10 protein-coding genes are annotated in these 11,349 nt (G+C 63.0%); 4 read left to right on the top strand and 6 right to left on the bottom strand.

Features of this window, described 5'->3' with window-relative positions; genetic code table 11:
* Positions 1-84 precede the first annotated feature (84 nt).
* Positions 85-666, bottom strand: a complete 582-nt coding sequence (locus V8192_RS08625; RefSeq protein ID WP_341632668.1) for a histidine phosphotransferase family protein — start codon at positions 664-666, stop codon at positions 85-87.
* Between the two features lie 142 nt (positions 667-808).
* Here V8192_RS08625 and V8192_RS08630 point away from each other — a divergent pair, with 142 nt between their 5' ends.
* Together V8192_RS08630 and rpoH are read left to right on the top strand one after the other, a co-directional pair.
* Complete coding sequence (locus V8192_RS08630) at positions 809-1,753, top strand: RluA family pseudouridine synthase (RefSeq protein ID WP_373276335.1); 945 nt, start codon at positions 809-811, stop codon at positions 1,751-1,753.
* Positions 1,754-1,822: 69 nt separating this feature from the next.
* Positions 1,823-2,728 (top strand): RNA polymerase sigma factor RpoH, encoded by a 906-nt coding sequence (gene rpoH, locus V8192_RS08635; RefSeq protein ID WP_341632670.1) that lies wholly within the window; start codon positions 1,823-1,825, stop codon positions 2,726-2,728.
* On the opposite strand, the gene V8192_RS08640 is transcribed toward rpoH, so the two are convergent.
* Entirely contained in the window at positions 2,725-3,774 is a 1,050-nt protein-coding gene (locus V8192_RS08640; protein WP_341632671.1) for a YihY/virulence factor BrkB family protein, read from the bottom strand. The two genes, rpoH and V8192_RS08640, sit on opposite strands and share 4 nt — an antisense overlap.
* Before the next feature lie 15 nt (positions 3,775-3,789).
* Positions 3,790-5,088 (bottom strand): YihY/virulence factor BrkB family protein, encoded by a 1,299-nt coding sequence (locus V8192_RS08645; protein ID WP_341632672.1) that lies wholly within the window; start codon positions 5,086-5,088, stop codon positions 3,790-3,792.
* A 158-nt stretch (positions 5,089-5,246) separates the two neighbouring features.
* Here V8192_RS08645 and V8192_RS08650 point away from each other — a divergent pair, with 158 nt between their 5' ends.
* Together V8192_RS08650 and V8192_RS08655 are read left to right on the top strand one after the other, a co-directional pair.
* Positions 5,247-7,274 carry an elongation factor G gene (locus V8192_RS08650; protein ID WP_341632673.1) on the top strand — a complete coding sequence of 676 codons (2,028 nt, stop codon included), beginning with the start codon at positions 5,247-5,249 and terminating at the stop codon, positions 7,272-7,274.
* A gap of 139 nt (positions 7,275-7,413) precedes the next feature.
* Complete coding sequence (locus V8192_RS08655) at positions 7,414-8,754, top strand: lipopolysaccharide biosynthesis protein (RefSeq protein WP_341632674.1); 1,341 nt, start codon at positions 7,414-7,416, stop codon at positions 8,752-8,754.
* A 19-nt stretch (positions 8,755-8,773) separates the two neighbouring features.
* On the opposite strand, the gene V8192_RS08660 is transcribed toward V8192_RS08655, so the two are convergent.
* Genes V8192_RS08660 through V8192_RS08670 form a run of 3 tightly spaced genes read right to left on the bottom strand, consistent with a single transcriptional unit; the run spans position 8,774 to position 11,345 of the window.
* The gene (locus tag V8192_RS08660) at positions 8,774-9,577 is read right to left on the bottom strand and encodes a TIGR01459 family HAD-type hydrolase (protein WP_341632675.1); all 804 of its coding nucleotides are present in this window, start codon (positions 9,575-9,577) and stop codon (positions 8,774-8,776) included.
* A complete protein-coding gene (locus V8192_RS08665) occupies positions 9,574-10,371 on the bottom strand; it encodes a 3-deoxy-manno-octulosonate cytidylyltransferase (RefSeq protein ID WP_341632676.1) in 798 nt (265 codons plus the stop codon). The genes V8192_RS08660 and V8192_RS08665 overlap by 4 nt, the downstream gene beginning before the upstream one ends.
* The gene (locus V8192_RS08670; protein ID WP_341632677.1) at positions 10,368-11,345 is read right to left on the bottom strand and encodes a KpsF/GutQ family sugar-phosphate isomerase; all 978 of its coding nucleotides are present in this window, start codon (positions 11,343-11,345) and stop codon (positions 10,368-10,370) included. The genes V8192_RS08665 and V8192_RS08670 overlap by 4 nt, the downstream gene beginning before the upstream one ends.
* Between the last annotated feature and the right edge of the window lie 4 nt (positions 11,346-11,349).

The following is an 11,349-nucleotide window of genomic DNA, read 5'->3' on the forward strand; positions in this document are numbered from 1 at the left end:
TATGCCGGGGAGGAGTTAATGCCCCGTTATCCGTGTATTCGGCAGCCGCGCGGGGGGCGGGCGCTCGAAAAAGTGCCGGGAACGTCAGGCGGCCCGGATACGCGCTCCTATGAGAAGGGCCGCGTCTCCTGGATCGGACAGCTGGATCGTGCCGCCACCGCTCGCGACCATATTGTGCGCCAGCCATGCAGCCGCCGCACGAGGCTCGATCGAGCCGTCGCCGCCATCCGAGAGCGTCTGGCGGAGCGCAGGATCGAGGAGAATCCGGGGCCCTTCCGCGCGGACTGCGACCTCTACCTCCCCATCACAGCGTTCGGCCCCGACATCGAGCCTTCCGCCGCGTACAAGCGCATCGCCTGCAAGCATCGCAAGATTGAGCAGCAGCTTTACTGCATCCTTGGGCAGCTTTGCCTCGCCAACGCTCCAGCCGAGTTCGATACGGCGTTCCGGGCCGAACAGTCCTTCGAGTGCGACCTCCGCTTCGTGCGTATCGATCTCTTCGCCGAACCCGCCGGCAGCTCCGAAGGCGAGCCGGAAGAACTTGAGCTTGTTTGCCGACGCCCGGGCGCTGTCCGCGAGCAGCTCCAGGCACTTCTCGCGCATTTCGGGGTCGGTCTCGTCGGCCAGCAGCTCGATGCCATTGTTGAGCGCTCCGATTGGCGACATGAGATCGTGGCAAAGGCGGGAGCAGAGCAGGCTCGCAAGATCAACTGGCTTCATCGCAAGCAATTGATGCGGCAGAGTTTCATGTCGCGCAAGCGCTACAACGTTGAAGCGCCGGTGCACGATTCCCATATTATCGACAAGGATGGGGGGAATTCAGACGATCCGCGTGAGCCTGGAGCCTGCCCATGCCGGCTGGCGGCTCGACCGTGCGCTTGCGGCAGCCCTGCCCACCTTGTCGCGTGAACGCCTCAAGGCCCTGATCCGGAGCGGTGCTGTGGAAACGGATGGGGGGGCGGTCCGGGACCCTGCCGCCAAGGTCCGCGGCGAGGAATCCCTCCGGGTCGCTGTCCCCGAGCCTCAGCCGGCACACAACGAGGCGCAGGACATACCGCTGAACATACTGTTCGAGGACGAGCATCTCCTCGTCGTGGACAAACCCGCCGGCCTCGTCGTTCATCCGGCCGCGGGAAATCTCGACGGGACGCTCGTCAATGCCCTCCTCCATCATTGCCGAGGATCTCTTTCGGGCATCGGCGGCGTTGCACGACCAGGCATCGTCCACCGGATCGACAAGGATACGTCGGGCCTGCTGGTCGTCGCCAAGACCGACGTCGCCCACGAAGGACTTGCCAAGCAATTTGCCGCTCACTCGATAGACCGGCGCTATTTGGCGCTCGTGGGCGGCGTGCCGAAGACCGCTGCCGGCACCATCGATGCGCCGCTGGCGCGCTCACCGGTCAATCGCAAGAAGATTGCCATCGCCAATCGCGGCAGGCGGGCCGTGACACACTGGAAGCGGCTCAAGCTTCTTGGCGAGGCGGCCCTCGTCGAATGTCGGCTGGAAACCGGCCGCACTCACCAGGTCCGCGTTCACATGGCCTCGATCGGTCATCCGCTGCTCGGCGACCCGGTGTACGGCCGGTCGGGAAAGGCACATGGCAAGATCTTGAAGGAATTGCAGTTTCACCGGCAGGCGCTGCACGCGGCTGAACTTGGGTTCGTCCATCCTGTCACAAAGCACAGGATGTCGTTCTCAAGTCCCATGCCGCCGGACATGCAGGAACTGTTCAAGGCGCTTGGTGTATAGGAATTAACTCGTTAGGGCGCAGGTCCCATCCTGAGGATCTCGCCCTGCAAAAGGGAGAAGACGAAGAAAATGGCTGAAGCAAAAGGGATCGTCTCAATCCCGGCGTCCGGCGGGGAGGCCGGACTCAACCGCTATCTCTCGGAGATCAAGAAATTTCCGATCCTCAGCCCCGAGGAAGAATATATGCTTGCCAAGCGGTGGCGCGAGCACGGGGACACCGAGGCAGCGGCAAAGCTGGTCAATTCGCACCTTCGGCTCGTTGCCAAGATCGCCATGGGCTATCGCGGCTATGGTCTCCCGGTCAGCGAGCTCATCAGCGAAGGCAATATCGGCCTGATGCAGGGCGTGAAGAAGTTCGAACCCGACCGCGGTTTCCGCCTCGCGACCTATGCGATGTGGTGGATCCGCGCCTCCATCCAGGAATTCATCCTGCGCTCCTGGAGCCTCGTCAAAATGGGCACCACGGCGGCGCAGAAGAAGCTGTTCTTCAACCTTCGCCGGATGAAGAACCAGATCGACGCTTTCGAGGAAGGTGACCTCAAGCCCCAGGACGTCGCGAAGATCGCCACCGATCTTGGAGTGAGCGAGGACGAAGTCGTGTCGATGAACCGTCGCATGGCGATGGGCGGAGACACCAGCCTTAACGCCCCTCTCAAGGACAGCGAGGGCGAGAACCAGTGGCAGGATTTCCTGGTCGACAGCGGCCCCTTGCAGGACGAGCGGATCGCGGAGGACGAGGAGACCCGGGTTCGTCACGACCTGCTGATGAGCGCGCTTGAAAGCCTCAACGACCGCGAGAAGCACATCCTGATGGAGCGCCGCCTTGCCGACGAGCCGAAGACGCTTGAGGAGCTCAGTCAGGTCTATGGCGTAAGCCGGGAGCGCATCCGGCAGATCGAGGTTCGCGCGTTTGAGAAACTTCAGGCGGCGCTTCTGCGCCTTGCGGGCGAGCGCCGGCTGCTTCCGGCGGCCTAGCCCCTTTCGTCGGCGACCTTGGGCGTCGCCTGCGTCAGCTTTTCACCTTCGCGCTGTTCCTCGGGCCGGTCCTGCACCGCGTCGTCGATTGCGACATTGTCGGCCGCCCAGGCGCCCCGCTCGCCCAGCGGCTCTGGTGACCCGGTAGTGCTGTCCTTGGCGGTCTGGTGCTCGATCTCGCTGTTGAGCTCCGCACCAAACACGAACGCATAAGCCGACAAGTACATCCAGGTCAGGAGGGCGACGACAGCAGCTAGAGAACCGTAGCTTGCGCGATAGTTCGTAAAACGGCTGACGTAGACTCCGAACGCCCACGTCAGGAGCAGCCAGGCAAGCGCAGCGAACAGGCTTCCAGGAGTAATCCAGGTCCACTTCGCCTGCTCGCGCGAAGGTCCGAAACGATAGAGCGTCGATGCAATCCCCGAGGCGAGAAGCGCTAGGACCAAGTAGCCCGCGACCTTCCCCGCGGTCACGAGCTCGGTCGATGCTTTCGGGAAGACGTGCTGGAGATAAGCAAGGGTTGCGGTCGCTGCCAGGGCACACAGGGCCACCAGAAGCGCCGCGAGAGTCATCAGAACCGCAAGCACGTAGAAAGCCAGAAGCGACCGCTTCTCCTTTTCCTCATAGGCGATATTGAGCGCCGTGATCACCGAGGCAGCGCCATTGGTGCCGCCGTAAACCGCGATGAGAAATGCGAGCAGGATGCCGAACCCCTTGGTCTTCTGTGAAGCCCGGACCGCAGTCATCAGCTGGTCCCCGATGACCAGGGCGACATCGCTTGGAAGAACTGCCGTCAGCGCCTGCATGTGCTCGACGACCGTGAATGGGTCGGCAACAAAGCCGTAGACGAGAACGATAAGGCCCAGGAGCGATAGCAGGGCGAAGAAGCCGTAGAACGCAACTCCGGCGGCGACGAGACCGACGTTGTCGTCCCAAACCCTTTTGTAGGTCCGTGCCCCGATGTCCTTCCAGGCCGCAGCCGGCATCTGCCACGGCGAAACCGCCTGGTGTCCGCGGGGATCGATGTTCGGTTCGCGATCAGCCATGTTCTCGCTGCTAGCCTAATCCTCCCGCCTGAGCAGCGACAGACCAACTGCGGCTGCGACGAGCGTTGCGCCTGCAGCTTCACGTCCGCGCTTTCGCAACATCGACAGCCCCAGGGTGGAGAGCGCCGCCGAGGCTATGCCGACCTTGCGAAGCCCGGCGATACTCGCCGCGCGGCTGGTGAGGCGGGCTGCGAAATAGGGCTGTCCCTGCCACGGTGATGAATGTTCGGGCCGGGCCGGCGCGGGACGCTCGCCATCCTCGCGCGCCCCCGGATCGTCCGAGAGCGGCGGCTCCCTCCCCGCTTCCTTGCCCTCATCCTGCGGCCCGTCGGCGACATGGTCCGCTGACCAGGCGCCGCGCTCGCCGAGCGGTCTGTCACCCGGCTGCGCCGTCGTGTCCCGCGCTGTCTGATGCTCGACCTCTGAATTGAACTCCGCTCCAAACAGAAGGACGAAGCTCGAAAGATACAGCCACGTGACGAAGATTATGACGCCGCCAAGGGAGCCATAGGTGACGTTGTACTTGCCGAAGCGGGAGACGTAGAATCCGAACCCCAGCGTCAACACCACCCACGCGAGCGCGAAGAACAAGGAGCCCGGAGTGATCCAGGTCCATTTCGCGCGTTTGCGCGACGGCCCGTAGCGGTAGAGCGTTGCTGCTGCAGCGGCAGCTACCGCAGCAAGAAACGCATAGGCGAGCGCTTGGCCGGCGAAGATCAAGGCGGGGCCCGTTGCGGGAAGCAATCGGTTGAGTGCCGACATCGTTCCGATCGCAGCGGCACCGATCATTGCGAGGAGCACCGTCGCGGCCGTGATCGCGATCGACAGGAAGGTTACCTGCAGCCAGCCGCGTTTCTCTTCCTCTTCATAGGCAATGTTGAGCGCGATGATGACGGAGCCGGCAGCGTTGCGCGCACCCCACAGAGCAACGGCGAGGGCAGCAATGAGACCAAGCCCCTTTTTGCCTCCCGATGTCTTGACGACGTTCAACAGCTGATCGCCGACGAGCTTCGCGATGTCCTGCGGCATCGTCTTCGCCAGGGACTGGACGTTGTGGAGCACTGTGTCCGGATTGGCGATGAGGCCATAGGTGAGGACAGTCGCACCAAGCAGCGGCACCAGTGCCAGAAACCCGTAGAAAGCCACGCCTGCGGCAACGAGCGAGATGTTGTCCTTCGAGGATTCTTTCCAGGTTCGGAATGCGATCTCCTTCCATCCCGGAGCCGGGATTTGCGCTGGCGTTTCAGCCTCGCGCCCCTTCTTCCCGGGCGGGGCACTTGCGGCGCTCGCCGCCTTCGTTGTCATGCTTTCCATGCGGCGAGGCTCCTTGGCGGCCCAACCCGGCACGGGGCGAGCCGTTCCCCTCTTGCAAAGCGCGAAAAACAGGCGGACGGTGGGAGTTTCACCAGACGGCGCCCGAGCGCCTTTCTTGTGCGACTCGCGCGCCCGTAACGGCACGAAGGGAGAGTCGCATGGCCGGACAACCATCCAAAGGCACCCGAGTAATTGCGCTGGTGGGACCCGCCGGCGCAGGAAAAACCAGCCTTGCCGAAGCGATGCTGTTCGCGGCCGGCGCCACCGACCGGTTAGGGTCCACCGCCAACGGCTCCAGCATCGGGGATTCGAGCCCTGAAGCGCGCCAGCGCGGCGGTTCGACCGAACTCAATCTCTACAATTTCAGCTATCTTGGCGATGATTTCGCGATCATCGACGTCCCTGGCTCGATCGGCTTTGCCGCCGACGGTGCGAAGGCACTTGCGATCGCCGACGTTGCAATCGTCGTCGTCGATCCCGATCCTGCGCGCGCTCCGCTGGCAGCTCCTGCGCTACGCGCGCTCGACGAACTCGGCATCCCTCACCTCATTTTCGTCAATCGCATCGACCAGGCGCATGGCCGGATCCGCGACCTTCTCTCGGCGCTGCAGCCGATGAGCGTCTCGCCGCTGATGGCGCGCCAGATTCCGATCTGGGACGGGGAGAAGATCAGCGGCTTCGTTGATCTCGCCCTCGAATATGCGTTCAAATATCGTGCGGGGCAGCCCTCGGAGCGCGTGGGGATCCCTTCCGAGCTCCAGGACCGCGAGCTTGAAGCGCGCACTCACATGCTCGAACAGCTTGCAGATCACGACGACGAACTTCTCGAGCAATTGCTGATGGATCAATCGCCCACCCGCGAGAAGGTGCTCCAGGACCTTGCCCGCGAGACCGGCGACAACCTTGGTGTATCGGTCCTGTTCGGCTCCGCCAGCAGTTCATGGGGCGTTCGCAGGTTGCTTAAGGCGATGCGCCACGAGGCTCCTCCGCCCCAGAACGCCGCCAACCGTCTCGGAGTATCGGACCCCTCGCTTTACGTGTTCAAGATAATCCACGGCTCGATCGGGCGGCTGGCACTCTCCCGGGTGCTCGGTGGCCGCATCGCTGAAGGCTCCGATCTCAAGACCGAGGACGGCGACCACGCCCGTCTCGGCGCCCTGTTCTCGGTCCAGGGGGATAAGACCGCGAAGGTCAGCGAGGCGCGTGACGGCGACCTTGTCGCCGTCGCCAAGATCGATACCGTCAAGGCGGGCCAGTGGCTCGGCACCGGCAAGCTCCCGCAAGGAATTGAAATCGAATATCCGGCGCGCAACTGCGCGATCGCGATCGAGCCTGCGGACCGCAAGGACGACGTCAAGCTTTCTGGCGCGCTCCAGCGCCTCAGCGAGGAAGACTCGGCGCTCGTCATCGAACATGATGAAGCGAACCACGAGATCCGCCTGCGGGGAGTGAACGACGAGCATCTCAACACCGTGATCGCGCGGCTGAAGCGCCGATACGGAGTCGAGGTACGAAGCCACGTGCCCTCAGTCGGCTACCGTGAATCGATCCGCAAGCACGTTACCCAGAAGGGCCGCCACAAGAAGCAGTCAGGCGGTCATGGCCAGTTCGGCGACGTCATCATCGAAGTGAAGCCACTGCCGCGTGGTTCCGGGTTCATCTTCGAGGAGAAAATCCACGGCGGCTCAGTGCCGAGGCAATGGATTCCGGCCGTTGAGGAAGGAGTTGCCGAGGCCATGCGCAAGGGACCGCTCGGCTTCCAGGTGGTCGATTGTTCGGTCACCCTGGTCGACGGCAGCTATCACAGCGTCGACAGTTCCGAACTCGCGTTCCGACTGGCGGGACGGATTGCCATGCAGGAGGCGCTCGCTGCAGCAAACCCGCATCTCCTCGAGCCCATGCACAAGCTCACGGTCGTCTGCCCGTCGAGCGCAACGAGCCGGGTGACTTCGGCGGTCGCAGGCAGACGCGGCCAGATGCTCGGCATGGGTCCGCGCGACGGGTGGACCGGATGGGACCGAATTGACGCCCTGATCCCCGAAGCCGAACTGTCGGGGCTCGAGGCCGAGCTCAGGTCGCAGAGCCAGGGGCTTGCAACCTACGAGTCCGAATTCGACCATCTGGCCGAACTCAATGGTCCCCTTGCCGACAAGGTGATCCAACAGCGTGAGCCGGAGCCCGCGTAGCGAAAACGCCGCAGTCCGTCCCGGCTTTCGGACAGCATTCCGATCGCCGCTGGCCGAAGGGCTCTAGCGAAGGACCCGGAGCCTGCTTCGAGAGGAAGCATGTTTGCGGATCGCAGCCGCGCGTATAAGCCCGGCGACAATGAAGCACTGGTTCAAAGACCAGCATTTCCGCTCGCTGCTCAAGAATACGAGCTATCTCGGCGCCTCGAAGATCGTGGCCGCGGTCTGCGGCATCGCGACGCTCGCCTTCGCTGCACGCGGGCTCGGCGTGGTTCTATTCGGCGTGCTGATCCTCATCACCAGCTACGTGAAAGCTGTGAACGGCATCGCCAAGTTCCAGTCGTGGCAGCTGATCGTTCGCTACGGCGGGCACGGCATCGCTCATGGCGATCCGGAGCATTTCAAGGTCGCGACGGGCTTTGCTTTCGGCCTTGACGTATTGAGCGGAATCATCGGCCTCATCGGAGGCGCGGTCCTGCTGCCGTTCATTGGTCCATGGACGGGCATCAGCCAAGAATATCTCTGGCTTGCGATGCTCTACTGCACGGTCCTGCCGATCATGAGTTCCGCAACTCCCGATGGCGTGCTTCGCGTCCTCGATCGCTTCGATCTGATGAGCTGGTCAGACACCATCACCCCGATTACCCGGGCAGTCCTCGCGGGCGTCGCATTTTTCACGGCTGCACCGTTCTCTGTTTACGTCGCGGTCTGGTACGTGACCGAGCTCGCCGGGCAGGTTTACCCCTGGGTTCTGGGTTGGCGCGAGCTCAAGCGGAACGGGCTTCTTGCCGGTATTCGTCCGACGCTGCGTCCCACGGTCCTCCCCGGAGCCTGGCGTTTCGCAATCGATGTCAACCTGACGACCAGCGTGCAGGCCGTCTGGGGTCCCATTGGGAGGCTGGTGGTAGGCGGATTGCTGGGGCCCGCCGGTGCTGCACTCTTCCGGATCGCATCGCAGCTAGCCGACAGCGCATCCAAACCAGCCGATCTTCTTGGCAAGGCTTTTTACCCGGAAGTCATGCGCATGGACCTTACCTCCAGGAAGCCCTGGAAGCTCATGGTCCGGGGCACGGCTCTGGTGAGCGGAATAGCCTTGACTGCGATCTTGCTCCTTCTCGTCGGCGGCAAGCCTCTCATGTCCCTGCTGTTCGGAAAAGCCTTCCTCGGCGCCTATCAGCCGCTGATAATCCTGATGGCGATCCCGTTCCTCGGAGTTTTCAGCTTCCCGCTTGCACCAATGCTCTACGCGCTTGGCCGATCGGACGGCCCGCTTAAGGGGAAACTCCTCGGAAGCGCGATCTTCTTCGCCTCCATTGCTCCGCTCTCGTGGGAGTGGAACATTACTGGAGCTGCGATCGCCCTCGTGCTCGCGAATCTGGTCAACACCGCCGCGATGATGATTCAGCTCCTTGGCGAGCACCGCCGTATGCGCGCGAAACCGGCCCAGCGGAGCAATCTTTCAGAAAGCGGGTGCCCTTAGTCAGCGTAGAACAGATCGCTCAGGCAAGTCCTTCAACGGCCCCCACCGGATGCCATTCACCAAGTCCGTTCCGGACCGCAAAATCTTGGGGGAAAGGTTCGCCGGCATGAATGCCCTCGCTGACGAAGACCGCGTCGAAGCCCATCCGGGCAGCGCCCAGAATGTCCGTTTGAATGCCGTCGCCCACGGCAAGGACCTGGTTGGCCGGTGGGTCTCCGGCCCGGTGCAGGGCATGGCGATAAATCGCTTCGAACGGCTTGCCGTACCACGTCACGCGCCCGCCGAATTCCTGGTAAAGGTCCGCAATCGCGCCCGCGCATGCCTCCATGATGCCGCCTCGAACGACCACGCGGTCCGGATTGAGGCAATGCATGTGGACGTCCCGATTTGCCCACCGTTCAAGATCAGCCGCGTAGTCCTCCGGCCGCGGTCGCTCCGCCATGATTCCGGTGCAGGCGAGCTCGGTGAAATCGTCGCGGGCCGAAATTCTGACTCCCCTGCCCTCGAGGATTTGACGGTCGCCGGTCGTACCCACGAACCCCACCGGGTCTTTTAGCCGGTTCAGCGCTTCGATGCCCGCCTCGCCGCTGGTCGCTACGAAGTCATAGGATTCGCGCGGCAATCCAATGCGTTGGAGCTGCTCCTCGACGGCTTCGGCGGTACGCGGCGCATTGGTAATGAGGGCGACGCACCGGCCCTCCCCGCGCCATTTTTTGAGCCGTGCTTCGGCGCCTGGATACAGGTTCACGCCGTCGTGAACGACCCCCCAGACATCGCACAGGATCAAGCGGTACCTTGGGTCGAGCGAATCGAAATAATTCACTCGAGGCCGGCCTCCGCGAGGGCCTGCTCGATTGGCAGGACATCTTCGGGGTTATTCAACTCGCGAAGCGTGAAGGCGGGCGTTTCGACCTCGACGACCGCGACCGGAACACCTGCCGATAGAAAGCGCAGCTGCTCCAGGCCCTCGAGCTTCTCCAGCTCGCTGACAGGCGTCCTTACGTAAGCGCGAAGTGCCTCGGGGCGATAGGCATAAACACCAACGTGGAGGCGAACGGGAGACATCTCCCCTTCAAGGGCCGCTGGTGGAAGATGCGGGATCAGCCGCTTGGAGAAGTAAAGTGCGTGACCCTGGCTGTCGGTCACAACGCTCGTGCCCCCGACGAGGCCCCGCATTTCCTCGGCCTGGAGCTGCCGAACCTCCGCGCTCGTGACGCGCATGGCGGGAGTTGCGACCATTGCTTCAGGATCGGAGCGCATGCGGGCTACCAAAGCTTCGATAAAATAAGCTGGCGTCAGCAGTGCGTCCCCCTGGAAATTGATGACCAGGTCAACGTCGTGAAGCTGATCGAGCGCCTCGGCACAGCGCTCGGTGCCATTGAGGCAGTCGGGTGAGGTCATGATGACACCAACGCGCGCGGGCGCACATGCGTCTGCAATGCGCTCGTCGTCCGTCACGACGAATACCCCAGACACGCCGGATACCCGGCGGGCCGCTTCAACGCTCCGCTGAATAAGCGGTTTTGCTATGCCGTTCGCGCCTTTGAGCGGAACCAATGGTTTTCCAGGATAGCGCGACGATTGATAGCGAGCGGGGATCAGGATGACGCTGTTCATCGGCTGACGGGGCAATCGTGGATGTGGAGAACTCCGACGGGCTTCTTTCCCTCCCCGTCGTCCGTGACAACAAAGAGCGCAGTGATCTTGAACTCATCGAACAGCGCAAGCGCGTCGTCGATCAGATCATCAGGCCCGATGGTCTTGGGATCGCGCGTCATGAACTCGCCGGCACTATGCTCGAGCCCGCGCTCGATATTGCGGCGAAGATCGCCGTCCGTGATCACCCCGACCAGATAGCCGTTCTCGTCCGTCACGCCGACGACACCGAGCCGTTTCGCGGTCATTTCAACGATCGTGTCGTGCATCGAACTCACCGCGCCGGTGAGCGGGAGCGACTTGCCGCCATGCATCAGCCGGCGCACGGGCCGCAGGCGCGCTCCGAGCGTTCCGCCCGGATGGAGCCGCCCAAAGTCGGTGCGGGTGAAGCCTTTCTGGCGCATGACCGTCATCGCCAGCGCATCGCCAAGAGCAAGGGTCATGGTGGTGGAGGTAGTTGGAGCGACGGACTCAGGTCCAACCTCGGGCCAATGCGGGAGTACGAGCGGTGCGGTCGCGGCCTCCGCAAGGGTTGTGCCATCGTGACCGGTGATTGCGATGATCGGAATGCGAGCACGCTGAAAATGGTCGATAACCGGTTCCAGCTCTGACGTTTCCCCGCTCTGGGAAATGAGGATTGCGACGTCGCCCTCGGCCGCCATTCCAAGATCGCCGTGAATGGCTTCGGCAAGATGAAGGAAAACCGCGGTGGTGCCGGTAGAGGCGAAGGTCGCGGCAATCTTGCGACCGACATGGCCCGATTTGCCAAGCCCGCTGACGATCAGTTTGCCCTTGCAGTCGTAGATGAGGCCAATGGCCTTCTCGAAGGGCGAGCCGAGGCTATCGGCAAGTGCATCGAGAGCCCGCGCCTCGTCGTGCAAAATGGCGCGCCCGAACTCGAGAACGCCTACTGGGGTGGGATTATCTGCTGCCATGACG

This window comes from Sphingomonas agri (assembly GCF_038148795.1).
GTDB lineage: Bacteria > Pseudomonadota > Alphaproteobacteria > Sphingomonadales > Sphingomonadaceae > Sphingomicrobium > Sphingomicrobium agri.